Annotated in this window: 21 protein-coding genes and 1 tRNA gene; 17 read left to right on the top strand and 5 right to left on the bottom strand. The window is 66.3% G+C overall.

The window, feature by feature from the left end; all coding sequences use genetic code 11:
- Nucleotides 1–17: 17 nt before the first annotated feature.
- From SB749_RS14195 to upp, 3 genes are all read right to left on the bottom strand, one after another.
- Complete coding sequence (locus SB749_RS14195) at nt 18–959, bottom strand: endonuclease/exonuclease/phosphatase family protein (protein WP_410710862.1); 942 nt, start codon at nt 957–959, stop codon at nt 18–20.
- 75 nt (nt 960–1034) lie between these two features.
- Nucleotides 1035–1853 carry a winged helix-turn-helix transcriptional regulator gene (locus SB749_RS14190; protein ID WP_139907110.1) on the bottom strand — a complete coding sequence of 273 codons (819 nt, stop codon included), beginning with the start codon at nt 1851–1853 and terminating at the stop codon, nt 1035–1037.
- Between the two features lie 288 nt (nt 1854–2141).
- The gene (gene upp / locus SB749_RS14185; protein ID WP_410710861.1) at nt 2142–2780 is read right to left on the bottom strand and encodes a uracil phosphoribosyltransferase; all 639 of its coding nucleotides are present in this window, start codon (nt 2778–2780) and stop codon (nt 2142–2144) included.
- A gap of 73 nt (nt 2781–2853) precedes the next feature.
- Between upp and SB749_RS14180 the strand changes: the two genes are divergently transcribed.
- From SB749_RS14180 to SB749_RS14120, 13 genes are all read left to right on the top strand, one after another.
- Nucleotides 2854–3405: a tRNA adenosine deaminase-associated protein gene (locus SB749_RS14180; RefSeq protein WP_410710860.1), complete on the top strand. Its 552-nt coding sequence runs from the start codon at nt 2854–2856 to the stop codon at nt 3403–3405.
- Nucleotides 3406–3416: 11 nt separating this feature from the next.
- On the top strand, nt 3417–3869 hold the full coding sequence (locus tag SB749_RS14175; RefSeq protein WP_410710859.1) for a nucleoside deaminase: 453 nt from the start codon (nt 3417–3419) through the stop codon (nt 3867–3869).
- A 63-nt stretch (nt 3870–3932) separates the two neighbouring features.
- Nucleotides 3933–4023, top strand: a tRNA-Ser gene (locus SB749_RS14170).
- Nucleotides 4024–4297: 274 nt separating this feature from the next.
- Entirely contained in the window at nt 4298–5758 is a 1461-nt protein-coding gene (locus SB749_RS14165; protein ID WP_410710858.1) for an NCS2 family permease, read from the top strand.
- A gap of 195 nt (nt 5759–5953) precedes the next feature.
- A complete protein-coding gene (locus SB749_RS14160) occupies nt 5954–7411 on the top strand; it encodes a xanthine dehydrogenase small subunit (RefSeq protein ID WP_410710857.1) in 1458 nt (485 codons plus the stop codon).
- Nucleotides 7411–9789, top strand: a complete 2379-nt coding sequence (gene xdhB / locus SB749_RS14155; protein ID WP_410710856.1) for a xanthine dehydrogenase molybdopterin binding subunit — start codon at nt 7411–7413, stop codon at nt 9787–9789. The genes SB749_RS14160 and xdhB overlap by 1 nt, the downstream gene beginning before the upstream one ends.
- Nucleotides 9786–10571 carry a xanthine dehydrogenase accessory protein XdhC gene (gene xdhC, locus SB749_RS14150; protein WP_410710855.1) on the top strand — a complete coding sequence of 262 codons (786 nt, stop codon included), beginning with the start codon at nt 9786–9788 and terminating at the stop codon, nt 10569–10571. The genes xdhB and xdhC overlap by 4 nt, the downstream gene beginning before the upstream one ends.
- 49 nt (nt 10572–10620) lie before the next feature.
- Nucleotides 10621–11898 (top strand): guanine deaminase, encoded by a 1278-nt coding sequence (gene guaD / locus SB749_RS14145; RefSeq protein ID WP_410710854.1) that lies wholly within the window; start codon nt 10621–10623, stop codon nt 11896–11898.
- 176 nt (nt 11899–12074) lie between these two features.
- Entirely contained in the window at nt 12075–12899 is an 825-nt protein-coding gene (locus SB749_RS14140; RefSeq protein ID WP_410710853.1) for a hydroxypyruvate isomerase family protein, read from the top strand.
- A 35-nt stretch (nt 12900–12934) separates the two neighbouring features.
- Nucleotides 12935–13822, top strand: coding sequence for a 2-hydroxy-3-oxopropionate reductase (locus SB749_RS14135; RefSeq protein ID WP_410710852.1), 888 nt, complete (start codon nt 12935–12937; stop codon nt 13820–13822).
- A gap of 90 nt (nt 13823–13912) precedes the next feature.
- Nucleotides 13913–15706, top strand: a complete 1794-nt coding sequence (gene gcl, locus SB749_RS14130) for a glyoxylate carboligase (protein WP_410710851.1) — start codon at nt 13913–13915, stop codon at nt 15704–15706.
- 128 nt (nt 15707–15834) lie between these two features.
- Nucleotides 15835–17190, top strand: coding sequence for an allantoinase AllB (gene allB, locus SB749_RS14125; protein WP_410710850.1), 1356 nt, complete (start codon nt 15835–15837; stop codon nt 17188–17190).
- A gap of 144 nt (nt 17191–17334) precedes the next feature.
- Nucleotides 17335–18324: a DUF559 domain-containing protein gene (locus SB749_RS14120; RefSeq protein WP_410710849.1), complete on the top strand. Its 990-nt coding sequence runs from the start codon at nt 17335–17337 to the stop codon at nt 18322–18324.
- An 89-nt stretch (nt 18325–18413) separates the two neighbouring features.
- Here SB749_RS14120 and SB749_RS14115 read toward each other — a convergent pair whose 3' ends face one another.
- Together SB749_RS14115 and SB749_RS14110 are read right to left on the bottom strand one after the other, a co-directional pair.
- Nucleotides 18414–18893, bottom strand: coding sequence for a peroxiredoxin (locus SB749_RS14115; RefSeq protein ID WP_410710848.1), 480 nt, complete (start codon nt 18891–18893; stop codon nt 18414–18416).
- A 48-nt stretch (nt 18894–18941) separates the two neighbouring features.
- The gene (locus tag SB749_RS14110; protein ID WP_410710847.1) at nt 18942–20099 is read right to left on the bottom strand and encodes a glycerate kinase; all 1158 of its coding nucleotides are present in this window, start codon (nt 20097–20099) and stop codon (nt 18942–18944) included.
- Between the two features lie 198 nt (nt 20100–20297).
- Between SB749_RS14110 and uraD the strand changes: the two genes are divergently transcribed.
- From uraD to aceE, 4 genes are all read left to right on the top strand, one after another.
- Complete coding sequence (gene uraD / locus SB749_RS14105; RefSeq protein WP_410710846.1) at nt 20298–20789, top strand: 2-oxo-4-hydroxy-4-carboxy-5-ureidoimidazoline decarboxylase; 492 nt, start codon at nt 20298–20300, stop codon at nt 20787–20789.
- A complete protein-coding gene (gene uraH, locus SB749_RS14100) occupies nt 20786–21109 on the top strand; it encodes a hydroxyisourate hydrolase (protein ID WP_410710845.1) in 324 nt (107 codons plus the stop codon). The genes uraD and uraH overlap by 4 nt, the downstream gene beginning before the upstream one ends.
- 155 nt (nt 21110–21264) lie before the next feature.
- Nucleotides 21265–22149: a factor-independent urate hydroxylase gene (gene pucL / locus SB749_RS14095; protein ID WP_410710844.1), complete on the top strand. Its 885-nt coding sequence runs from the start codon at nt 21265–21267 to the stop codon at nt 22147–22149.
- A gap of 95 nt (nt 22150–22244) precedes the next feature.
- Complete coding sequence (gene aceE / locus SB749_RS14090) at nt 22245–24989, top strand: pyruvate dehydrogenase (acetyl-transferring), homodimeric type (RefSeq protein WP_410710843.1); 2745 nt, start codon at nt 22245–22247, stop codon at nt 24987–24989.

The following is a 24989-nucleotide window of genomic DNA, read 5'->3' as shown; positions in this document are numbered from 1 at the left end:
GCACGAACTGACCTCGGCTACTTGAGGTTGAGCCCGGCGAGGACGGCGCGGTGGTCGCTCGATCCGCGTTCGAGCACCTCGTCGGAGGTGGCGTCGAAACCACGGTAGAGAACATGGTCGAGCCGGGTGACGGGGAACTGGGACGGCCAGGTGAAGCCGAAACCGCCTCGGGCCTCTTCCCGGGTATCCTCCAGCGGCGGCACCAAGGTCTCCATATTGTTGTCCGTCGTCGCCGTGTTGAAGTCGCCGGCGATGACGACATGCTCGGCACCGTCGGTCTCCACTGTCGTGGCCAAGCGGCGCAGAGCGGCATTGCGCATCGATTCGTGGCCGGGGCGCACCGAAGGCATATGCACTGCGTAGAAGCGGATGTCACCGTGATCGGTCGAGATCGTGGTCGCGAACGCGCGCGGCCACTGCAGGCCCAGGTCGACCTCTTCGGGCTCCGACATCGGCCACTTCGACCACACGCCGATGGTGTCGACGACCTGCGAATGCTCGAACGAGGAGTCGAGCTCCTTGTGGATGATCTTGCCGGACAGGGACTCGAGCTCCTGGATCGTGACGATGTCCGGATCACGGTCGACGATGTTCTGCGCGGCCGCCGTGGGCTGCGGCATCCTCGCACCCACATTGTGGGTGGCCACCGTCAGGTCCGGATCACCGGAATCCTCATTCGGCAGCAGGGCGGGGCCGAACATCCCCGTCCACACGAGAGCAGGCACGAGGAATCCGATGGCCGAGAGCCACGAGAAGCGGATGAGGAACATGAGCAGCACCAGCGCGAGGAAGATTCCCGTCCACGGCAGTGCCGATTCGAGGATGAGCGCGATGCCCATCCGCGTCGGCAGCAGATTGTGGAGAAGCAGGAATGCCGCATAGAGGATCCCGAGGATCAATGCGGTGATGCCCTTCGCGGGGCTGTGCCTTCTGCGCGGTGTGGAATATGCCTGGTTCATCGATCAACGATCTTAACCGGGAAGTCTGGCCCCACGCTGGAAGCGACTTGCGACGCGGCTCACAGCCGCACGACATCAGCGACGCGCAGTCGCACTCCACACCGTCACATCGGGGTGGGTGTCGTAGCGATATCCCGAACCCCTCATCGTGCGCACCACGGAAGCGTATTCGCCGAGGCGGCGCCGCAGTCGGCGGATGTGGACGTCCACGGTGCGTTCGTCGGGAACCTCACCGCCGGACCACACCGCGGTGATGAGGTCCTCACGGGGCAGGGTCTCATCGGCGTGGGAGACGAGGGTGGCGAGCAGGTCGAATTCCTTCGTCGTGACATCGACGAGGTCACCGTCGATGCGGACCTCGCGGCGGGGGATGTCGATGCGCAGACGTTCCCCGGTGGCCTGGGTGTAGGCGTCGCCGGCCCGGCCGCCGAAACCGCGGGGTGCGGGTGCCGCCGGAGCGGCCTCCTCGCGCAGGGCCGGCGGGTGGATGCGGTTGGGAATGCGCGAGCGCACGGGTCCGTGGGTCGCCGCCGGTGCACCGGTGGCTGCGGGGGAGCCGTTGGCCACGGCTCGCACGGCGTCGATATCGCTGCCGCGGCCCTCCGGGGCCAGCGCGATGACGGCCTGGGTCTCGGCCTGGCTGGCGAGTTCCTTGGCGTAGGCCTGCAGCTCAGCGGCGATCGCGGAGAGGTTCGTGCCGTCGGCCGCGGCCTTGGTCTCATCGAGTCCGATGTAGACGATGATTCCGCGAGCGGCCTTCGGTGAGGGGACGACACCGGCCGGTCCGTAGGTGTGCGGTGGGTTCTGCGGGTCGACTGCGCTCAACCTGGCTCCTGCACGTCGAGTGGCCACTGCACTGCGGGGGTGGACGTAGGCGGGTTCTGGATTCGGCATAGCTGTCCTTTGCTTTCGACCATGAGGTCGATATGACTGGAAGAGTCCGCTGCTTGAGTGAACTCGTTCGAGGCCGGACAGCGGGAGTACGATCACCGACCACGAACGCAGGGCATACACATATGTGCGCCCGGCATTCGCATCTGATGGATCGTCGAAGTCATGGCTTCATTATTTGTCACAAAACTTCGGCCGTGCAAAGGAAAGTCCGAAAATGAGACGACTGTGACGAAATATGACGTCACAGTCGCCGAGGCTGACGACCGAAATCGTCATCCGCGCGCTTGGTCAGTCGACGATTCCGTACATCCGGTCCCCGGCATCGCCGAGTCCGGGCACGATGTAGCCCTTCTCGTTGAGCTTCTCATCGAGAGCCGCCGTGTACACCTTCACCTCGGCGGAATCGCTGTAGTCGCGTTCGATGCGCTGGACGCCCTCGGGGGCGGAGACGAGGCACACCGCGGTGACGTCGCGAGCTCCGCGAGCGAGCAGGAAGTCGATGGCCATGGCCAGGGTGCCGCCGGTGGCGAGCATCGGATCGACGACGAAGATCTGCCTGCCGGTGAGGTCATCGGGCAGGCGATCGGCATAGGCGCTGGGTTCGAAGGTCGTCTCGTCGCGGACCATTCCGAGGAATCCCACCTCGGCGGTGGGGAGGATGCGCAGCATTCCGTCGAGCATGCCGAGCCCGGCACGCAGGATCGGGACCACGACGGGACGGGGTTCGGCGATGCGGGTGCCGGTGGTCGTCGTCACCGGAGTCGAGATCTCCTTGTCCTCGACGGCCACCGATCGGGTCGCCTCATAGGCCAGCAGCATGACGAGCTCTTCGGTGAGCTGTCGGAAACGAGCGGAATCCGTGTTCACATCGCGCAGAGCGGTGAGTTTGTGGGCGATGAGCGGGTGGTCGGCTACGTGAAGATGCATACCCCAAATGGTACGGGAGAACTTCGGGCTTAAGGCAGTGGTCAACGCGGGGCGAAGCGTTCACAATGGAGGCATGTCGTACTTCACTGAGATCCTGGCCGATTCCGGCGATGGCTTCCGCGCCCTCGATGTCGACGTCCGTGACGCGAGCGACCTCGACGACCTCGTCGATATGATGCGTTCGGCAGCCGGCGATGACGGAGAGGCCGTGGCCGTCATCGAACACGAAGACGAATGGTTCGGGCTCGTGCGCCTGTGCCGGAACAACGAGGTCAAGGTCTTCCTCTCCGATCTCGCCGCGGCCGAGGCGAGCCCGTTCGCGGAGATCTTCGCCGACTTCCTCGACTCCCGCCCCGACGCCTATGACGCCGAACCCGAAGAGGATTTCGGTGCGGAGGAGGACGAGGCCGCGGTCGACGAGGAGGACGACGAAGACGAGGTCGAAATGCTTGAGTTCGACGCCGACGCCGAGTGGGGCGGAGACGCTGACATCTATTCCGACCGCGGAGTCCCCGCAGCCACGCTCATCGACCAGGTCGAAAGCTATCGGTCCGACCCGGCCCGCGTCGTCGCCCATGTCGGTGAGACCGTCGGCTTCGCCGATCAGCTCGAGGCCGCACGCTGACCGCTGCGTCCGTGACCCGGTTCGATGAATGGATGGGGCATGCCCTCGCCGAGGCGGCCCTCGCGCCCGCCCATGACGACGTTCCCGTCGGGGCCGTGGTCATCGACGCCGGCGGAGTGATCATCGGGCGCGGTCACAATCGACGCGAGGTCGATGCCGACCCGCTCGGCCACGCCGAACTCATGGCGATCTCAGCCGCCGCCTCAGCGAGGGGTGAGTGGCGCCTGGACGGCTGCACCCTCGTCGTCACGCTGGAACCGTGCGTGATGTGCGCCGGCGCCCTCGTCGGCTCCCGCATCGACCGAGTCGTATTCGGTGCCTACGACGACAAGGCCGGGGCGGTCGGATCGGTCTGGGACCTGCTGCGCGACCGCGCCGCACTCCACCATCCGGAGGTCACCTCGTGCGTCCGAGCGGAGGAGAGCCGGGCCCTGCTGAGGGAGTTCTTCGCGGTCAGACGCTGACGTGTCCCAGCTCACGGCGAACCGATTTGGACGCAGAAAGTCCACCGCTGTACAGTTGTCGGCGGTGGCGTGTCCGAGCGGCCGAAGGTGCAACACTCGAAATGTTGTGTAGGGCAACCCCCTACCGTGGGTTCAAATCCCACCGCCACCGCCAAGGGAAACCCCTGATCAGACGCAACTGATCAGGGGTTTCGTCTGTTTCGTCGAAGGATGGCATCGGCGCGGGCAGAGGTGTGATGATTGACACACTGGGGTCGAGCGGCGAGACTTGCTCGGTGAAACAGAAAGAGTTTTCCGGGATATGGAATTACTTTTCGGTATCCGGGGCTGAAGACTCGACTGTTTCATTGCGCATGTTCAAGGCGCAGGGCCGACGACGATGATGTCGCCGGCTGACCAAATCGAACAACCTGAGGTGGTCCATGAAAATGGCTGACAACGACCAAGCGGTGCAGACCGCATCTTCGAGACCGGGGCTTCTCGACAAATTCTTCGAAATCACCCATCGAGGCTCGACGATCAAGCAGGAGATCCGCGGAGGCATCGTCGCCTTCGTCGCGATGGCCTATATCGTCGTCCTCAATCCGCTCATCCTCGGCGGTTCCCAGGACATCGCCGGTGACAGCCTCGACTTCGCCCAGTTGACCGCGGTCACCGGGCTCGTCGCCGGCGTCATCACGATCCTCTTCGGCGTCGTCGCCCGACTGCCCTTCGGCCTGGCCGCAGGCCTGGGCATGAACAGCTTCCTCGCTGTGTCCGTCGTTCAGGAGGTCACCTGGGCCGACGCGATGGGACTGGTGGTCATCAACGGCGTCATCATCGTCGTCCTCGGTGCCACGGGCATCCGCACCGCGATCTTCAACGCCGTCCCACACGCGCTGAAGATCGCCATCACGGTGGGCATCGGACTCTTCATCGCCTTCATCGGCTTCGTCAACGCCGGGTTCGTCACGCGCACCCCCGCGGGCCCACCCGTCCAGCTGGGCCAGGACGGATCGATCGGCTCCCTGCCGACGCTGGTCTTCGTCTTCGCGCTCGTCCTCATCGGCATCCTCGTGGCGCGGAGGATTCCCGGCGGCATCCTCATCGGCATCATCGTGGCCACGATCGCCGCGATCATCATCCAGGCGTTTGCGAAGCTCGGCACCGTCGGCGACCCGGTCAATCCGGACCCGCTGGGCTGGAACCTCTCCGCGCCGGAATTCCCGAAACAGGTCATCGCCCTTCCCGACTTCGGTCTCATCGGCGCCTTCGACCTCGTCGGCGGCTTCCAGCACATCGGAGTCCTCGCAGCCACGATGCTCGTGTTCACCCTCGTGTTCACGAACTTCTTCGACGCCATGGGCTCGATGACCGGTCTGGCCCGCAGCGCCGGACTGCAGACAGAGGACGGAATGTTCCCGCGCATCCGCGGAGCCTTCATCGTCGAGGGTCTCGGCGCGGTCTTCGGCGGCGGTGCCTCCGCATCGTCGAACACGGTCTTCGTCGACTCCGCAGCCGGAATCGCCGAAGGCGCACGCACGGGTCTGGCCGCCTGCATCACCGGTGTGCTGTTCCTGCTGTCGATGTTCTTCTCACCGCTCATCGCCGTCATCCCGATGGAAGCCGGAGCCGCGGCGCTCGTCGTCGTCGGCGCCATGATGGTCACGCAGATCCGTGAGATCGACATGACCGACTTCCGCACCTCGCTGCCGGTCTTCCTCACCATGGTGACGATGCCGCTGACCTATTCGATCGCCAACGGAATCGGCGTCGGATTCATCTCCTGGGCGCTCATCCACGCCATGAGCAACCGTGCCCGCCAGGTCCACTGGCTGCTGTGGATCGTCTCGGCCGGATTCGTCCTGTACTTCGTTCGCGGCCCGATTTCGGCTATCTTGGGGGCATGAGAACAATGGTTGGACACTCAGCTTGGGGAAAGGGTCAGATCGCCCACGGGGCTTGACCTGCGGGGACGCCCAGTCCCCTCATCCGCGTTCTTCTGCGCTGTTCGCATGGATAACCAGAGGCTCGAAGAACGAAGCAAATTGTTCCAACCATGCACTGTGCGCCTCAGTGGAGAGGCGCGGGAGGTGTGAAGTGCGATGTCCGCAGCGACAACGGACCAGTCAACTGCCGAAGTGACAATCAACGGGACCGTCCGCGAGATCGACGGCCCACCCCATACGAATGCGCTGGACTTCCTGCGCGGTCAGGGTCTGACCGGAGCGAAGGAAGGCTGCGCCGAAGGCGAATGCGGGGCCTGCGCGATCATGGTCGCCCGCCCCGACGAATCCGGTGGAACCCGCTGGACCTCAGTGAACTCCTGCCTGCTGCCCGCAGCAGCCCTCGACGGGGGAGAGGTCGTGACCTCCGAAGGTCTGGCCGACGGAGACACCGTCCACCCCGTCCAGGAAGAGATGGCCGTGCGCGGCGGATCCCAATGCGGATACTGCACCCCCGGCTTCATCTCCTCGATGGCCGCCGAATACTACCGCCCCGACCGCTGCGAGGACGGCTTCGACCTCCACTCCCTGTCGGGCAATCTGTGCCGCTGCACCGGCTACCGCCCCATCCGCGATGCCGCGAATGCGCTGGGACAGCCCGCCGCAGACGATGCGCTGGCCGCTCGCCGTGAGCGTCCGGCCCCGTCGGCTCGAGCCACCGATTATCAGCGAGCCGACACCGCCACGGGGAAGATCGGACGCTACCGTCGTCCCGCCACCCTCGCCGAGGCGACCTCCATCCTCAGCCAGGATCCCGAGGCCACCGTCGTGGCCGGGGCCACCGACTGGGGTGTCGAGGTCAACATCAAGGGAGCGCGCGGTAAGAACATCCTCGCCGTCGATCGGCTCGAGGAGATGCGCGGAATCCGCCGCACCGAATCGTTCGTCGAACTCGGTGCGTCCCACACCCTGTCCGAACTCGAGCGTGAGCTCGCCGGAGGCATTCCGCTGCTGGGCAAGCTGTTCCCGCAGTTCGCCTCCCGTCTCATCCGCAACGGGGCGACCATCGGCGGCAACCTCGGCACCGGTTCGCCCATCGGCGACACCCCGCCGGCTCTGTTGGCCCTCGAAGCCGAACTCGTGCTCACCTCGGTGCGCGGGGCGCGAACCGTGGCACTGGCCGACTACTTCACCGGATACCGGCAGACTGTGCGGGAAGCCGATGAGCTCATCACCGCCATCCGCATCCCGCTGCCGCTGTCGCCGCTGACCTCGTTCCAGAAGATCGCCAAACGCCGCTTCGACGACATCTCCTCGGTGGCGATCGGCTACGCCGTCGACATCCGGGACGGAATGATCGCCAAGGCCCGGATCGGCCTCGGCGGAGTCGCAGCCACCCCGCTGCGCGCCACCGCCACCGAAGCCCTCCTCGAAGGTCGGCCCTGGACAGTGGAGACCGTGCACGCGGCGGCCGAGACCCTGGCCGCCGAAGGCACCCCGATGGACGACCACCGGGCGAGTGCGAAATACCGGACCGCGATGCTGCGGTCCTCCCTCGAACGCTTCTACGCCGAGCAGCTCGGCCACCCGGCCGTGACCAGCAAGGAGGTCAAGTGATGAGCCAGCTCTCCCAGCGCCCCGCCGACCCGGTCGTCGGCGAACGCCACCACCACGAAAGCGCCTTCGGCCACGTCACCGGAACCGCGCTCTACACCGATGACCTCGTCGGACGTCTCACCGGGGTCCTCCACGCCTTCCCCGTGCAGTCGACGACCGCGCACGGCCGCCTCGGCGCCATCGATACCGCACCCGCGTATGCGGTGCCCGGAGTCGTCAAGGTCATCACCGCAGCTGATATCCCCGGCGTCAACGATCAGGGGGTCAAGCACGATGAGCCGATGCTGCCGGTCGACGAGATCATGTTCTTCGGCCAGCCCCTGGCCTGGGTGCTCGCCGAGGATCTCGAAGCCGCGAAGGAAGGCGCTGCGGCCGTCACCGCCGAGTTCGAGGAGCTGCCATCGCTGGTGACCGTGCGCGATGCCATCGCCGCCGACAGCTACCACGGCCAGCCCCTGTCGATCGACAAGGGCGAAGTCGACTCCGCGTTCGCCGATGCCGCCCATGTCTTCGAAGGCGAATTCGAGTTCGCCGGGCAGGAGCACTTCTACCTCGAGACGCAGGCCTGCCTGGCCCATGTGGACGAGAACGAGCAGGTCTTCATCCAGTCCTCGACCCAGCACCCCACCGAGACCCAGGACATCGTCTCCCACGTCCTCGGAGTCCCCGCCCACGAGGTGACCGTGCAGTGCCTGCGCATGGGCGGCGGCTTCGGCGGCAAGGAGATGCAGCCCCACGGCTACGCGGCCCTGGCCGCGCTCGGTGCGAAGCTCACGGGCAGGCCGGTGCGGCTGCGCCTCGACCGCACCCGCGATATCACCATGACCGGCAAACGGCACGGTTTCCACTCGTCGTGGAAGATCGGATTCACCGAGGAGGGGAAGATCCTTGCCCTCGATGCGACGCTGACCGCCGACGGCGGGTGGAGCCTCGACCTGTCCGAACCGGTGCTCACCCGTGCCATGTGCCATATCGACAACGCCTACTGGGTGCCGAACATCCGGGTCACCGGCCGCATCGCCAAATGCAACAAGACCTCGCAGACGGCCTTCCGCGGATTCGGCGGACCACAGGGCATGCTCGTCATGGAAGACATCATCGGCCGCGTCGCCCCGCAGCTGGGGCTCAGCGCCCGCGAGCTGCGCCGCCGGAACTTCTACGCCGACGGTCAGGACACTCCCTACTACCAGCCGGTGCGTCATCCGGAGCGGATCGGGGCGTGCTGGGACCAGCTCATCTCCCAATCCGATCTGGAAGCCCGCGAGGCTGAGATCGAGGCGTTCAACTCGGGCAGCGAGCACATCAAACGGGGGCTTGCGATCACTCCGGTGAAGTTCGGCATCTCGTTCAACCTCACCGCGTTCAACCAGGGCGGGGCGCTCGTGCTCGTGTACAAGGACGGATCCGTCCTCGTCACCCACGGCGGCACCGAAATGGGGCAGGGACTGCATCAGAAGATGCTGCAGGTCGCGGCCACCACCCTCGGCGTGCCCCTGTCGACGGTGCGTCTGGCGCCGACGCGCACGGACAAGGTGCCCAACACCTCGGCGACGGCCGCGAGTTCCGGCTCCGACCTCAACGGCGGAGCGGTGAAGAACGCCTGCGACCAGATCCTCGATCGGCTGCGGCAGGTCGCCGCGGGCATCCTCGGGACACCCGCCCATGAGGTGGAGATTTCGCGGGGAATCGTCTCCGCCCTGTCCTCACCGAAGACGGTGACCTGGGAAGAGGTCATCAACACCGCGTACTTCCAGCGCATCCAGCTCTCGGCCTCCGGCTTCTACCGCACCGAGGGTCTGCACTGGAACCTCTCGCAGATGCGCGGCGAACCGTTCAAGTACTTCGCCTACGGGGCCGCGGTGTCCGAGGTCGAAGTCAACCGCTTCGACGGCTCCTACACCCTGCGTCGCGTCGACATCGTCCACGACGTCGGAGACTCCCTGTCGCCGCTGCTCGACCTCGGCCAGATCGAGGGCGGTTTCATCCAGGGCGCCGGTTGGCTGACGCTGGAGGACCTCCGCTGGGACGAATCGGACAAGTCGAGCCGCGGCCGCCTGGCGACCCAGGCGGCGAGCACATACAAGATTCCGAGCTTCTCCGAAGTCCCCGAGGTCTTCAACGTCGCCTTCCTCGACAAGGCACATGAAGAGGGAGCCGTGTACGGTTCGAAAGCCGTGGGAGAACCCCCGCTGATGCTCGCCTTCTCCGTCCGCGAAGCCCTGCGCGAGGCCGTCGGTGCCTTCGCACGACCCGGCCACAGCGTCGACCTCGCGTCCCCGGCCACACCCGAAGCGGTGTTCTGGGCGATCGAAGAAGCCCGCGGACAGGACTCGGGGGCGGTCGCCTCGGCGAGGGAAGGACAACGAGTTCCGTCATGACCTGGATGGACACCGCAGCCGAGCTTCGCGCAGCTCGGGTGCCGGCTGTCCTCATCACTCTCGCCGCTGTGCGTGGGCATGCCCCACGTGAGGCGGGAGCGAAGATGATCGCCACCGTCGATGACCTGTTCGGGACCATCGGCGGGGGCAATCTCGAGATGACGGCCCTCACCCGTGCCCGGGAACTGCTCGCCGAGGGGCAGACAGCTCCGGAGATGCTCACCCTGCGGCTCAACGACAAGGCTCCGGCCAAATACGGTCGCCAATGCTGCGGCGGAGAGGTCACCATGCTCTTCGAACCCCTGCCCGTGCCCGCCTCGGTGGCGATCTTCGGCATCGGCAACATCGGACTCGAACTCACTCGGATCCTCGCCCGCCACGACCTCGATCTCACCGTGTCCGATTCGCGGCCCGAGCAGCTCGAGGCAATCGATGGCTTGGAGGAGCCGGTGGCGCGGATCCGCCGCGAATTCGCTGTCGTCGGGGAAGAGGTGATCACGGAGCTGCCGCCCGGAGCACACGTGGTCATCATGACCCACGACCATGCCGAAGACCTGCACCTGTGCTCCGCGGCGCTGACCCGCGGCGACCTCGGATCCGTCGGGCTCATCGGCTCGAATGCGAAATGGCAGCGCTTCCGCAAGAACCTCGCCTCCGAAGGCTTCGCACCCGAGGCCATCGACACCATCCGGTGCCCCATCGGACTGCCCGACCTGCCGGGCAAAGCTCCCGCGACGATCGCCGTCAGCGTCGCCGCAGACCTGCTCGGCCGCATGGCCTGACTTTTCACCACCACTGACTTTCGCCACCACTGACTCTAGGAGAACCACTGTGGTCATCTACCGCGCCCGCGTCTTCGATACGCCGGACAACCCATTCACCGGGGGCAGGCTGCGCTCGGCTGCCGATATCGCCCTCGTCGTCGACGACGGACTCATCACCTCCCGCATCGATTTCGACACTGCCAGGGCAGCGCATCCCGAGGCGCAAGTCGTCGACCTCCGTGACGGTGTGCTCATCCCCGGACTCATCGACACCCACGTCCACCTGCCGCAGGTCAGAGCCATCGGCCACCTCGGAAAGCCGCTGCTCGACTGGCTCGACCAGTGCGCCCTGCCCGAAGAGGCGAAACTCGGGGACCCCGCTTACGCGAAGGCGGTGGCCGGAGAATTCCTCACGGGACTGATCTCGGCAGGGACCACCTCGGCGATGGTCTTCGGTTCGCACTTCGCAACGGCGATGGACACCTTCTTCGCAGCTGCTTCAGCATCGGGGCTGCGGATCACCTCCGGGCTGGTGACGAGCGACCGGAACCTGCCCGATGCGCTGCTCACCGACGTGGAGCGCTCGACCGAGGAGAGCCAAGCGCTCATCGATCGGTGGCACGGGAAGGGACGACTGCGCTACGCGGTGACCCCGCGATTCTCGTTCTCCGCGGGACCGGAGCTGCTGGCCGCCGGGGGTCGCCTCGTGGAGGAGAACCCGGGCATCTGGGTAACCTCGCACCTCAACGAGAACGTCGATGAGATCTCCGGGGTCGCGCAGATCCACCCGGAGGCCCGTGATTATCTTGATACGTACGATCGGGCGGGACTCGTGGGGCGGCGCACCGTGCTCGCGCACAACGTCCACCCGCAGGATCGGGAACTCGAGCGCATGGCCGAGGCCGGGTCCGTGGTCGCACACTGTCCGACCTCGAACTCGGCTCTGGCCAGCGGATTCTTCCCGCTGCGCCGACACATCGAGGCCGGCGTCCGGGTGGCTCTGGGCACCGACGTCGGGGCGGGCACCGGCTTCAACCTGCTCAAGGAAGGCGTGCAGTCGTACTTCATGCAACAGCTCGATCCGGCCGGGGGAGTGGCCTTGACCTCCGCACATCTGCTGCATCTGGCAACTGCGGCCGGCGCCGAGGCGCTCGAGCTCGATGAGGTCGGCGTGCTCAGTGAGGGCAAGCGCTTCGATGCAGTACTCATCCGTCCGGCCGAGGGGCAGCCCTTGGACGTCGGCATCCGCCACGCCGACGACGACGAGGACGCCTTGGCAAAGATCTTCGCCATGGGCACCCCGGGCGACATCGCCGGCGTCTGGGTCGACGGCACCCCTCTCTGACCCTAATTGCTACCTGACGGCGGCCCAGCAACCTCGCGCGAGGTTGCTGGGCCGCCGTCAGGTAGTTCTGGGGGAAAGGTCTTGACGGGAACTCCACGGCCGACTTATGCTGATTTCACGGAATGGAAACAAACTTCCACAATACGGAAAACAGCGGCAACTCAAAGGAGAGCTCCATGTCCCAGAACTTCACCTCACCTGGCAGCTACGTCCTCAACTGCTCCACCCTGCTCACCGAACTGCCCGTTCTCGAGCGCGCCCAGGCCGCGAAGGACGCCGGTTTCGACGAGCTCGAATTCTGGTGGCCCTTCGACGGGAACCCGAGCCCCACCTCGGCGGAGGTCGATGAGTTCATCGCCTCCCTCGAATCCGCAGGCGTCGCCCTCAAAGGCCTGAACTTCTGGGCCGGGAACATGGCAGCCGGCGATCGCGGAATGGTCTCGATCATCGGCGCCGAAGAGGACTTCGCGAAGAACGTCGACATCGTCGTCGAAATCGGCCGTCGCACCGGCTGCCGCGCATTCAACGCCCTCTACGGGCTGCGCACCAACGGCCAGGACTCCGCCTCTCAGGACGCCACCGCCGCCGCCAACCTCGCGCTGGCCGCCGGCAAGGTCGCCGAAATCGGCGGGACCGTCCTCGTCGAACCCGTCTCCGGAGCCGAGGCCTACCCGCTCAAGCGCTACGCCGACGCCGCCGAGGTGGTTGCTCGGGTCCGCGCCGACGGATCCGAGAACATCGCCGTGCTCGCCGACTTCTACCACATGCACGTCAACGGCGACGACGTCGCGGCCGTCATCGAGGCCGAAGCCGCCAACTTCGGCCACATCCAGATCGCCGACGCCGATGGCCGCGGGGCACCGGGAACCGGGTCGCTGCCGCTGCGCCAGTGGATCGACCGCGCCTACGACCTCGGCTACACCGGAGCCGTGGCACTCGAATACAAACAGGATCGCGCCACGGCCTTCGACTGGCTCGACCGCGCCGCCCAGACTGCCTGAACCTCACCACCGACGACTCGAAGGAAACCCCCACCATGTCCAAGACCATCGCTTTCATCGGACTCGGAATCATGGGCCTGCCCATGGCCAAGAACCTCGTTAACGCCGGATTCGACGTCCGCGGCTTCAACCGCACCCCGGCCAAGGCCCAAACGCTCGCCGAGGCGGGAGGCAGTGCCGCCGCCACCATCGCCGAGGCGGTGGACGGGGCCGACGTCATCATCACCATGGTTCCCGACTCACCCGACGTCGAAGCCGTGCTCACCAGCGACGACGGAATCCTCGCCCACGCGTCTGCCGGGTCCACCTGGATCGACTTCTCCACCATCCGCCCCGATGTCGCGAAGGACTTGGCCGAACGGGCCAAGGCTGCTGGCCTCAAACCGCTCGACGCCCCCGTCTCCGGCGGCGAACCCGGAGCCGTCGACGGTGTCCTCTCTGTCATGGTCGGCGGCGACCAGGCCGACTTCGATGCGGTCTCCGACGTCTTCGAAGCCGTCGGCAAGACCATTGTCCTCGTCGGCCCCTCGGGAGCCGGCCAGACGGTCAAGGCCGCGAACCAGCTCATGGTCGCCGGCAATATCGGACTCCTCGCCGAAGCCGTCGTCTTCCTCGAAGCCTATGGAGTCGAAACGGGTGCGGCACTGCAGGTCCTCGGCGGCGGGCTGGCCGGATCCAAGGTGCTCGATCAGAAGGGCCAGAAGATGCTCGACCGCTCCTTCGACCCCGGATTCCGGCTCGAACTCCACCACAAGGACATGGGCATCGTCACCGCCGCCGCCCGCGAGGCAGGAGTGGCGATCCCGCTCGGCGCCACGGTCGCCCAGCTCGTCGCCGCAACCGTGCAGCAGGGCAACGGAGGTCTCGATCATTCGGGTCTCTTCACCGTCGTCGAAGCCCTCTCCGGCAAGAACGAGAACTGAACGACCGCCTCGGCGCCGGTGATCTCACCACTCAACCCCGAACCGAGCCGGCGACAGCGTCGTCGCCGGCTCACGAACAAAGGACGAACCATGACACGCATGCGCGCAGTCGACGCCGCAGTGCTCATCCTCGAAAAGGAAGGCGCCACCGAGACCTTCGGCCTGCCCGGGGCGGCGATCAACCCGCTGTACTCGGCGATGAAGGCTCACGGCGGAATCTGCCACACCCTGGCCCGGCACGTCGAGGGAGCCTCGCATATGGCCGACGGATACACCCGTTCGGCACCGGGCAACATCGGAGTCTGCCTGGGCACCTCGGGCCCGGCCGGCACCGACATGATCACCGGGCTCTACGCCGCGGCCGCGGACTCCCAGCCGATTCTGTGCATCACCGGCCAGGCGCCCGTCGCCGTGCTCGACAAGGAGGACTTCCAAGCCGTCGACATCGCCTCGATCGCGAAGCCCGTGACGAAGATGGCCAAGACGGTGCTCGAAGCCGGGCAGGTGCCCGGCGTCTTCCAGACCGCCTTCCAGCTCATGCGCTCGGCCCGTCCCGGACCCGTGCTCATCGACCTGCCCATCGACGTGCAGCAGACCGAGATCGAATTCGACATCGACGCCTACGAACCGCTGACCCCGGCCAAGCCCGCGGCCACCTCGGCGCAGGCGGAGAAGATCCTCGATCTCATCGCCGAGGCGGAACACCCCATCATCATCGCCGGCGGGGGAATCATCAACGCCGACGCCGCCGACCGGCTCGTCGAATTCGCCGAACTCACTTCCATCCCGGTGTCACCGACCCTCATGGGCTGGGGCGTGATCCCCGATGACCACCCGCTGGCCGCGGGCATGGTCGGAATCCAGACGCACGTGCGCTACGGCAACGCGAGCTTCCTCGAATCCGACCTCGTCATCGGCATCGGCAACCGCTGGGCCAACCGCCACACCGGTGATCTGAACGTGTACCGGAAGGGTCGGAAGTTCGTCCACATCGACATCGAACCGACGCAGATCGGCCGCGTCTTCGCCCCGGATTTCGGGGTCGCCTCGGACGCCGGCGCAGCCCTCGATGCCCTGCTGGAGGCGGCGCGCGCCCGGTCGGGCGGACTGCCGGACTTCACCGGCTGGGCCGATGAGTGCACGGCGCGGAAGTCGACCGAGCATCGGAAGACGAACTTCACCGAGATGCCGATCAAGCCGCAGCGCGTCTACCAGGAGATGAACCGGGCGTTCGGCCAGGACGTCACCTACGTCTCGACGATCGGACTGAGCCAGATCGCCGGAGCCCAGATGCTCCACGTCTACCGGCCCCGGCACTGGATCAACGCCGGCCAGGCCGGACCGCTGGGCTGGACTGGACCCGCGGCACTCGGCGTGGCCAAGGGCAAGCCAGGCGAGACCGTGGTGGCGCTGTCCGGTGACTACGACTTCCAGTTCATGATCGAAGAGCTCGCAGTCGGCGCGCAGCACAAGATCCCCTATGTCCACGTCGTCGTCAACAACTCCTACCTGGGACTCATCCGCCAGTCCCAGCGCGGATTCGAGATGGACTACGAGGTGTCGCTGGCCTTCGAGAACATCAACGCCGCCGGTTCCGCATCCTCCGGATACGGCGTCGACCATGTGGCCGTGGCCCAGGGGCTCGGGTGCAAGGCGCTGCGGGTCGAGGATCCCGAACTCATCGGCGAAGGCCTGCGGGTGGCCAAGGAACTCATGGACGAACACCAGGTGCCCGTGGTCGTCGAGGTCATCCTCGAGCGGGTCACGAACATTTCGATGGGAACTGCCCTCGATCAGATCAACGAGTTCGAGACCCTCGCCCAGACCCCGGCCGATGCCCCGACGGCGCTGAGCCCGATGGGCGAACTGGCCGCGGCGAAATAGGGTGGGGCCCGGTCTCGCTGGGTCGAACCGCGGGAGGGCTGGGCCGAACCGCCCGAGCCGAGTAGTCTAGAACGGTATACCGAAACTGCATCCACCGGCCCACAAGGGCGGGCGACCGAGGAGGAACATTGAGCAACGACGCCGACTTCGACCTGATCATCCATGCCGAGAAGGCTCTGCTGCCTGAGGGCATCGAACCGGTGACGATCGGGGTCAGGGACGGGAAGATCGCCGAGATCGCCCGCGGTGGACAGGATCTGGGCACAGCCGCCTCGGCGGAGGTGAAAGTCATCGAAATCGGGGATGATCAGGTGCTGCTGCCCGGTCTCGTCGACTCCCACGTCCACGTCAATGATCCCGGTCGCGCCGAGTGGGAGGGCTTCGCCAGCGCCACCCGCGCGGCCGCGGCCGGGGGAGTGACGACGATCGTCGACATGCCGCTGAACTCGCTGCCGCCGACGGTCAACATCGCAGCCCTGGAGACGAAACGCGAGGTCGCCGAGCCCAAGGCCTTCGTCGACGTCGGCTTCTGGGGAGGGGCGATCCCCGGCAACACCGCGGATCTGCGGCCCCTGCATGAGGCCGGCGTCTACGGCTTCAAATGCTTCCTCGAGGACTCCGGCGTCGAGGAATTCCCGCCGTTGGAGCCGGCCGAGATGAAGGCGGACATGACCGAGATCGCCTCCTTCGACGGAATGCTCATCGTCCACGCCGAGGACCACGAGGTGATGACGTCGGCGCCGAAGAACTCGGGTCCGAAGTTCGCCGACTTCCTCGCCACACGCCCTCGCGAGGCCGAGAACGTCGCGATCGGCCGGGTCATCGACGCCGCCCGGGAGACCGGGGCCCGGGCGCACATTCTGCACCTGTCCTCGGCGGATGCGCTTGACCAGATCGCCGCGGCCAAGGCCGAGGGCATCAAGCTCACCGTCGAGACCTGCCCGCACTACCTCGTCTTCACCGCCGAGGAGATCCCGGACGGGGCGACCACGCACAAGTGCTGCCCGCCGATCCGCGAGGAATCGAACCGGGAAGCGCTGTGGCAGGGGCTCATCGACGGCACGATCGACTGCATCGTCTCCGACCACTCGCCCTCAACGGCCGAGCTCAAGCTGCTCGACACCGGCGATTTCGGTGCCGCATGGGGCGGAATCTCGTCGCTGCAGCTGGGACTCTCCCTCGTGTGGACCGAAGCCGCCAAGCGCGGAATCGACCTCGCCGAGGTGGTCCGCTGGATGTCCGCGGCACCGGCAGCCGTGGCGCGGGTCGAAGGCAAGGGAGCGATCGCCGAGGGCAATGACGCGGACTTCGCCGTCTTCGCTCCCGACGAGGAGTGGACCGTGAAGGCCACAGAGCTCTGGCACCGCAACCAGATCAGCGCTTATGACACCCGCACCGTCCGCGGTCGGGTCACACAGACGGTGCTGCGCGGAGCCCCGGTCGACTTCGAGACCCCGGCGGGCCGACTCCTCAACGCCCGCTGATTTACTACCTGACGGCGGCCGTGCCACCTCGCGCGAGGTAGCACGGCCGCCGTCAGGTAGTTGTGGGGAGAAGTTATCCACAGGTTGTTCTCAGGTATTGTCTTTTGATGGTCAAGAGTGCAGTTTGGTGTCATGTACCTAAGTATGACGACGCAGAAGCTCTATCGGCTCGGGTTCACCAAAGACGAGATTCGGCGCGGGGAGAAGTGCTGCCTCGAACGCGTAGCGCGAGGACGATATGTGGCCACCGGCTCCTGCACGGACGCGCGACATGAGCCGATCTGGTCGGCACTGAGTGAAGAGGACTTCGAGGAGTTCGGCCACCACGGCGACATGCGTGATGAGATCGAGCGTCTTCGCGTACTCATCCGGACTCGGGCTGAGAAGATCCACACCGCGTCTGGACGGTGGCGAGTGACGAAGGGGCGCGAGGTCTTCTCGCATCTGTCGGCGGCGCTCATCCACGGCCTCCCGATCGCCTATCCGGCCGAGTCCAGGGTGGAGGTGCTGCGTCCCAACATCAGCCGCAAGTACAAGCACCTCTATGTCCGGGACAGAGAGGTTCCGTCACCACATCGCCAGATGGTCGGCATCTATGCGGTGACGACGATGGAACGGACGCTCATCGACGTCGCCCGCGACTACGGACCCGATATGTCGGTGCCGATGCTCGACGAGGTGATCCGCCGACGCCGCACCGCGCGATTCCGCATCGAGGCGGTGCTGGCCGAATGCCCCGAATTACGCGGGGACGCGGCGGTGCTGCGCGCCCTCGACCTCACCGACGGCAGGCGCGAAGCCCCGTCGGAGTCGATCGCAGCAGTGCGCTTCTTTGAGCACGGAATCATCGGCTTCGAACCGCAAGTCGAATTCTTCGACCACTCCGGAGGCGTTGTCGCCCGAGTCGACTTCTGCAATCACGATGCCCGTCTGATCATCGAGATCGACGGCATGGAGAAGTACACGATGAATGGACGTTCGCCGGAAGAGAGCATCGCCGCGGAGAAGGCGCGTCAGGCCGCACTCGAAGCCAGGGGGTACACGATCATCCGGCTCACATACGGCGATCTCTTCCGTGCGGCTCCGTTCGAGCGGATCCTCGGTGAGCTCGCCACCCGGCTGCGCACGAACTGAGTGCCCGGAAACGCTCCCAGACGCAGGTGGCGGCGGTGGTGCCACCTCGCGCGAGGTGGCACGGCCGCCGCCAGGTAGTAATTGGAGGGTCAAGCGTTGAGCTCGTCGCGGAGGCGGGCGACGTGGCCGCGGGCGTCGACGTTGTACTCGGCGTGGGTGAGCGTGCCGTCGGCGCCGATGACGAAGGTCGAGCGCTGAGTGCCCTGGAACGTGTGCTCGCCGACCGTCTTCTGTCCATAGCTGCCGTAGGCCTTCGCCACCGCAGCGCCCGGGTCGGAGAGCAGCGAGAAGGTCAGCCCCTCCTCGGCGGCGAACTCCTTGAGCGATTCGGTGTCATCGGGGGAGACCCCGAGGACCTCGAAGCCCGCGGCCGCCAACGCCGAGAGGTTGTCCCGGAAATCGCAGGCCTCCGTCGTGCAGCCCGGCGATGCGGCCTTCGGGTAGAAGTAGAGGATGACGCTGCGGCCGGCATAGTCCGCCTTCGACACGGTCCGTCCCTCCGCGTCGGTGAGCGTGAAGTCGGGAGCGATGTCTCCGACAGCGAGCCGAATCTGAGTGGTCGTGGTCATGGTGCGTCCTTTCGTCGTTGAAATGGAGTGGCAGGTTGAAATGGTGTGTCAGACGGCCGCGAGTGCGCACGCCTGCGCAGCCGTGTCCTCGATGAGCGCCTCGGCGCGCTCGGACAGGGTGGCCAGGTCCGCCGGCCCCGGAGCGATCGACAACGCCGCCGTGATCCCGGCGTCCCGACATTCCGCGGCGGTCAGGCCGACCCGACCGGCGATGACGATCACCCTCGCCGAGGCGGGGGCATGGTCCCGCACGGCCGCGACGACTTTCCCGCCCAAGGATTGGGAATCGAAGGACCCCTCTCCCGTGAGCACGAGATCGGCGTCGGCCAGGGTCTCGGACAGTCCCACGGCCTCGGCGACCATCGTCGATCCGGGCACCACCTCGGCGCCGAGCAGCGTCGTCAGCGCCAGCGGAATCCCGCCGGCAGCCCCGAACCCCGGCATCGCCGCCAGGTCTTCTGCCTCGGCAGAGGTGTCGGTGAGCACCTCGGCCAAATGACCGAGTCCGGAATCGAGCACGGCCACCGAGTCCGCGTCCGCCCCCTTCTGCGGACCGAAGACCGCAGCGGCCCCGCGGGGCCCGGTGAGCGGATTGTCGACATCGACGGCGATGCGCCACCGCACTGCCGTCGCCCGCCGGTCCAGCCCCGAAGTGTCCACCGCAGCGATCGCGGCCAGGCCGCCTCCGCCCGGTGTGACCGGCTGACCTGCAGCGTCGGTGAAGCGTGCGCCGAGGGCGGACAGTAGTCCGGTTCCGCCGTCCGTGCTCGCCGAGCCGCCGATGCACAGCAGGATCTCCTCGACGCCGAGGTCGAGTGCCGCGGCCGCGATGAGCCCGACGCCGTAGGTATCGGCGCGTTCGGGCTGCAGCTCCACGTCCGAGACCTGCGGCAGGCCATTGGCTTGGGCCGCCTCGATGACCGCGGTCTTTCCGTCAGGGGAGAGGCCGAAGTCCGCCGAGGCGGCCCTGCCCAGGGCATCGACCGTGTCGACGGTGCGCGGCCGGGTTCCCCAGACGGCGAGCAGGGCATCGAGCGTGCCCTCCCCGCCGTCGGCGAACGGCAGTTCGGTGACCCGTGCGCCGGGGAAGACTGCGCGGGCGCCGCGGGCCATGGCGGCCGCGGCGGCAGGAGCGGAGGCTGAGCCCTTGAAGGAGTCAGGGGCGCAGACGATTGACGGGGTCTGATCTGTCGTTGTCAGGCTCATGCACTCATTCAACCTCATCGTCGATGGTCGGGTGTGCGGCGGTTGCCACACAAACAGTATCCACCATACGGAAGAAAGTTTCCATAAAATGTGTGAGCAATTTGACATTGCCGATGGCGCCCAGCAGACTCGGATCAGTTGTTCGGAAATGGTATTCCGAACGGTGAAAGTCATTCAGCGCCTGCCTAGGAGGTCACCGTGGACCTGGCCGAGTTCAACCGACTCCCAGCCGATGATGCCCGCGGAATTCTGCGTCCCTGCCTCGACGTCGACCGGTGGATCGACGCGATCGTCGACGCCCGCCCCCTGGCCGACCTCGACTCCGCCAAGGCGGCGTCCAGCGCCGCCGCACCGCTGACCACCGCCGAGATCGACGCGGCGATGTCCCATCATCCGCGCATCGGTGAGAAGGCGAAGGGCGAGAGCGCCGAGGCGGCCCACTCGAGCCGTGAACAGGCCGGACTCGGCACCCTGGAAGCAGATGTGCAATCCCAGCTGGCCGCCGGAAACGCCGCCTACGAAGATCGCTTCGACCGCGTCTTCCTCGTCCGCGCCGCCGGTCGCACCCCTGAGGAGATCCTCTCCGAACTGCAGCGCCGAATGGACAACACAGCCGAGGATGAGACCGCCGAGGTCGGGCAGCAGCTCATCCAGATCGCCGAACTGAGACTCGAAGGGATCCTCTCATGAGCTTCATCACCGCCCATGCACTCGACTCCATGGTCGGCACACCCGCCGCCGACCTCGAGGTCACTCTCTACTCCGGCGGCGAAGTCATCGTCTCGGCTCGCACCGACGACAACGGGCGAGTCTCCGACTTCGGCCCCGACCACCTCGAGCCGGGGGACTACCGGATCGTCTTCGGCACCGGCGACTACTTCGCGGCCCGCGAGATCGATCACTTCCACCCCGTGGTCACCATCGACTTCACCGTCCAGGCCGGGCAGGAGCACTATCACATCCCGCTGCTGCTCAGCCCCTTCGCCTACAGCACCTACCGCGGCAGCTGAGCCGCGCCCACAATCGCTCACAGGGGAAGCAGGCCCCCTGCAGGATCTCCATCCTCAACAAACCGCCGAAGCCGACCGGGAACTGCCGGCAGGCCTCGCCAAACGAATGGTCACGGCGTGAGCAGGTGCGCACGCCGACGAACTGGAGGAAGAAAATGAGCAAGGTCCGACTGACATCGAACCAGTACGGCAAGGCGGAGAACCGACTCATGCGGGTCTACCGCGACACCGACCGCCACGAGATCCGCGATCTCAACGTCACCTCACAGCTGTGGGGCGACTTCGAGACCGCTCACACCGAAGGCGACAACGAGCACGTCGTCGCCACCGACACCCAGAAGAACACGGTCTTCGCGAAGGCCAAGGAGCTGGGCGTGAGCTCCCCCGAACAGTTCCTCATGGGCCTGGCCCACCATTTCACATCGAGTTTCGACTGGGTCACCGGCGGACGCTGGGAAGCCGAAGAATACGGCTGGGACCGGATCAACGACCACAAGCACTCGTTCTACAAGTCCGCTCCCGAGGTCCGCACCGTCGTCTTCACCCGTGACGGCGACAAGGACACGCTGATCTCCGGCTTCAACGGACTCACCGTGCTCAAGACCACGGAGTCGGGCTTCGTCGGCTACCCGAAGGACAAGTACACGACCCTGCCGGAGACCCAGGACCGGATCCTCGCGACCGATATCGCCACCCGGTGGATCTACAACACCACCGACCTCGACTTCGAAGCCGTGTACACCAAGGTCAAGGAGATCATCCTCGACTCCTTCACCGATCACTTCTCCCACGCCCTGCAGCACACGCTGTACCAGATGGGCGAGAAGGTCATCGAGGCCGTGCCGGAGATCGACGAGATCCGCTTCTCCTGCCCGAACAAGCACCACTTCCTCTATGACATCGAACGTTTCGGGCTCGAGAACCCGAACGAGGTCTTCATCGTCGCCGACCGCCCCTACGGCCTCATCGAAGCCACCTTCACCCGTGAAGGCGTCGACGAGAACAAGGACGCATGGGCACAGGTCGCCGGCTTCTGCTGAGATCTGAACATCACCTGCTGAGACAGGACTTTCCATCTCCGGGCTCCCGGGGTACTGTTCCGGGAGCCCGGACCCCGTGAGAAGGAAACCCCGATATGACACAGGACACAACCTCGGCGAGTCCGAGGGGAAGCGTCGACGAAGAGGTCGATGAATGGATCGAGTCCTGGGAAGGGCTCGTCGGCGCGCGCGGAACCCAGCGCGCGGGCGAGATCATGGAGGCGCTGCGTGCACGCGCGGCCACGAACTCCGTTGCCCAGCCCAAGGTCACCACCACTGACTACGTCAACACCATCCCCGTTGACCAGGAGCCGTTCTATCCGGGCGAGGAGAAGGTCGAGCGCCGCTTCCGCAGATGGCTGCGGTGGAACGCCGCCATGCTCGTCCATCGCGCGCAGCGGCCCGAGATCTCCGTGGGCGGGCACATCTCCACCTACGCGGGTGCCGCCACGCTCTACGAAATCGGATTCAACAACTTCTTCCGCGGTCAGGACCATCCCGGCGGCGGCGATCAGGTCTTCTTCCAGGGCCATGCCTCACCGGGAATGTACGCCAGGGCGTTCCTCGAGGGCCGCCTGACCGAGGCCGACCTCGACGGGTTCCGGCAGGAGGTCTCGCGTGCCCCGCACGGGCTGAGCTCGTATCCGCACCCGCGCCTGATGCCGGAGTTCTGGCAGTTCCCGACCGTGTCGATGGGTCTGGGGCCGATCAACGCGATCTACCAGGCGCAGATGAACCGCTACCTCCACAATCGCGGCATCTCCGACACCTCGGATCAGCGGGTGTGGGCGTTCCTCGGCGACGGCGAGATGGACGAACCCGAATCGCGCGGCGCCCTGCAGCTGGCCGCGAATGAAGGGCTGGACAACCTCACCTTCGTCATCAACTGCAACCTCCAGCGCCTCGACGGGCCCGTGCGCGGAAACGGCAAGATCGTCCAGGAGCTCGAGGCGACCTTCACCGGCGCCGGCTGGGACGTCATCAAGGTGCTGTGGGGCCGCGAATGGGACGACCTGCTGGCCAAGGACCGCACCGGCGACCTCGTGAAGATCATGAACGAGACCCTCGACGGTGACTATCAGACCTTCAAGGCCGAATCCGGCGGATTCATCCGCGATAATTTCTTCGGCCGCACCCCTGCCACGAAGGGGCTCGTCGACCACCTCTCCGACGACGACATCTGGAACCTCAAACGCGGCGGCCACGACTACCACAAGGTCTTCGCCGCCTACCAGAAGGCCGTGAACACCAAGGGCAAGCCGACCGTCATCCTCGTGCAGACCGTCAAGGGCTACGGTCTGGGCACGACGTTCGAGTCCCGCAACGCCACCCACCAGATGAAGAAGTTCACCGCCGCTGACGTCAAGGCGTTCCGCGACCGGATGGACATTCCGATCAGCGACAAGGTCATCGACGACGACCCGTACGCCGTGCCCTACTACCACCCGGGCAAGGACGACGACGCGATCCAGTACATGCTCGATCGTCGGCGTCAGCTCGGCGGATTCCTGCCGGCACGGAAACCCGAGAACAACAAGATCTCCCTGCCCGCGCCCAGCGACAAGGCGTTCGCGCAGACGAAGAAGGGCTCGGGGCAGCAGATGGCCGCCTCGACGATGGCGTTCGTCCGGCTGCTCAAGGACCTCATGCGAGAGAAGGGGCTGGGCGAGCGGATCGTGCCCATCATCCCCGATGAGGCCCGCACCTTCGGCATCGATGCGTTCTTCCCGACCGCGAAGATCTACAACCCGAACGGGCAGAACTACCTCGCCGTCGACCGCGAGATGTTCCTCTCGTACAAAGAAGCCGTGAGCGGTCAGCTCCTCCACGTGGGCATCAACGAAGCCGGTGCCGCAGCCGGCTTCACCGCCGCGGGAACCGCGTACTCCACCCACGGCGAACCAATGATCCCGATCTACGTGTTCTACTCGATGTTCGGGTTCCAGCGCACCGGCGACGCCTTCTGGGCCGCCGGCGACCAGATGACCCGCGGGTTCATCATCGGCGCCACCGCCGGACGGACGACCCTGACCGGCGAAGGGCTCCAGCACGCCGACGGACACTCACCGGTGCTCGCGGCCACGAACCCCGCCGTGCGCGTCTACGACCCCGCCTACGGCTACGAGATCGGACACATCGTCCGCGACGGCCTGCACCGCATGTACGGCGAGCACGACCTCGGCGAGGACGCGCGCAACGTCATGTACTACCTCACCGTGTACAACGAACCGATGCTCCAGCCCGCCGAACCGGAGGACGTCGACGTCGAGGGCATCCTCAAGGGCATCCACCGCGTCGCCGAGGCGGCTGCGGGCGACCGTCCGCAAGCGCAGCTGCTCGCCTCCGGTGTGGCCGTGCCCTGGGCTCTCGAGGCCCGGGATCTGCTCGCCGCCGATTGGGGCGTCGACGCCGCTGTATGGTCGGTGACCTCATGGGCGCAGCTGCGCCGCGACGGCCTCGAATGCGAAGCCGCGGAGCTCGATGCCGCCGACGGCGCCGAGGCGGCCGACCGCGTGCCGTACGTGCGTCAGAAACTGGAGGGCCAGCCCGGCCCGATCGTGGCCACGAGCGACTTCGACTCCACCCAGCCAGATCTCATCCGGCCGTACCTGGACCACGATTTCGCGACCCTCGGCGCGGACGGGTTCGGCTTCTCCGACACCCGTGCCGCCGCGCGCAGGCACTTCAAGATCGACGCGCATTCGATGGTCGTGCGCACCCTGCAGCTGCTTGCCAAGCGCGGGGAGATCGACGGATCGGTCCCCGCCGAGGCGGCCCGCCGTTATCGTCTGAACGACGTCAACGCCGGCACCTCGGGAACGGCCGGCGGAGACTCCTGA

Origin of the sequence: Brevibacterium sp. SIMBA_078, assembly GCF_046534565.1 — a bacterium.
Lineage (GTDB): Bacteria > Actinomycetota > Actinomycetes > Actinomycetales > Brevibacteriaceae > Brevibacterium.
The sequence above is the reverse complement of the archived record's forward strand: the minus strand, read 5'-3'. Positions and strand labels throughout refer to the sequence as shown.

What these genes read in the sequence shown, in the direction of transcription:
- xdhB (WP_410710856.1), top strand. Translation starts at nt 7,411, where the DNA reads ATGAGCCAGCTCTCCCAGCGCCCCGCCGACCCGGTCGTCGGCGAACGC.
- SB749_RS14120 (WP_410710849.1), top strand. Translation starts at nt 17,335, where the DNA reads ATGACGACGCAGAAGCTCTATCGGCTCGGGTTCACCAAAGACGAGATT.
- uraH (WP_410710845.1), top strand. Translation starts at nt 20,786, where the DNA reads ATGAGCTTCATCACCGCCCATGCACTCGACTCCATGGTCGGCACACCC.
- SB749_RS14195 (WP_410710862.1), bottom strand. Translation starts at nt 959, where the DNA reads ATGAACCAGGCATATTCCACACCGCGCAGAAGGCACAGCCCCGCGAAG.
- gcl (WP_410710851.1), top strand. Translation starts at nt 13,913, where the DNA reads ATGACACGCATGCGCGCAGTCGACGCCGCAGTGCTCATCCTCGAAAAG.
- pucL (WP_410710844.1), top strand. Translation starts at nt 21,265, where the DNA reads ATGAGCAAGGTCCGACTGACATCGAACCAGTACGGCAAGGCGGAGAAC.
- SB749_RS14135 (WP_410710852.1), top strand. Translation starts at nt 12,935, where the DNA reads ATGTCCAAGACCATCGCTTTCATCGGACTCGGAATCATGGGCCTGCCC.
- SB749_RS14180 (WP_410710860.1), top strand. Translation starts at nt 2,854, where the DNA reads ATGTCGTACTTCACTGAGATCCTGGCCGATTCCGGCGATGGCTTCCGC.
- upp (WP_410710861.1), bottom strand. Translation starts at nt 2,780, where the DNA reads ATGCATCTTCACGTAGCCGACCACCCGCTCATCGCCCACAAACTCACC.
- SB749_RS14160 (WP_410710857.1), top strand. Translation starts at nt 5,954, where the DNA reads ATGTCCGCAGCGACAACGGACCAGTCAACTGCCGAAGTGACAATCAAC.
- SB749_RS14165 (WP_410710858.1), top strand. Translation starts at nt 4,298, where the DNA reads ATGGCTGACAACGACCAAGCGGTGCAGACCGCATCTTCGAGACCGGGG.
- aceE (WP_410710843.1), top strand. Translation starts at nt 22,245, where the DNA reads ATGACACAGGACACAACCTCGGCGAGTCCGAGGGGAAGCGTCGACGAA.
- SB749_RS14115 (WP_410710848.1), bottom strand. Translation starts at nt 18,893, where the DNA reads ATGACCACGACCACTCAGATTCGGCTCGCTGTCGGAGACATCGCTCCC.
- SB749_RS14110 (WP_410710847.1), bottom strand. Translation starts at nt 20,099, where the DNA reads ATGAGCCTGACAACGACAGATCAGACCCCGTCAATCGTCTGCGCCCCT.
- xdhC (WP_410710855.1), top strand. Translation starts at nt 9,786, where the DNA reads ATGACCTGGATGGACACCGCAGCCGAGCTTCGCGCAGCTCGGGTGCCG.
- SB749_RS14140 (WP_410710853.1), top strand. Translation starts at nt 12,075, where the DNA reads ATGTCCCAGAACTTCACCTCACCTGGCAGCTACGTCCTCAACTGCTCC.
- SB749_RS14190 (WP_139907110.1), bottom strand. Translation starts at nt 1,853, where the DNA reads ATGCCGAATCCAGAACCCGCCTACGTCCACCCCCGCAGTGCAGTGGCC.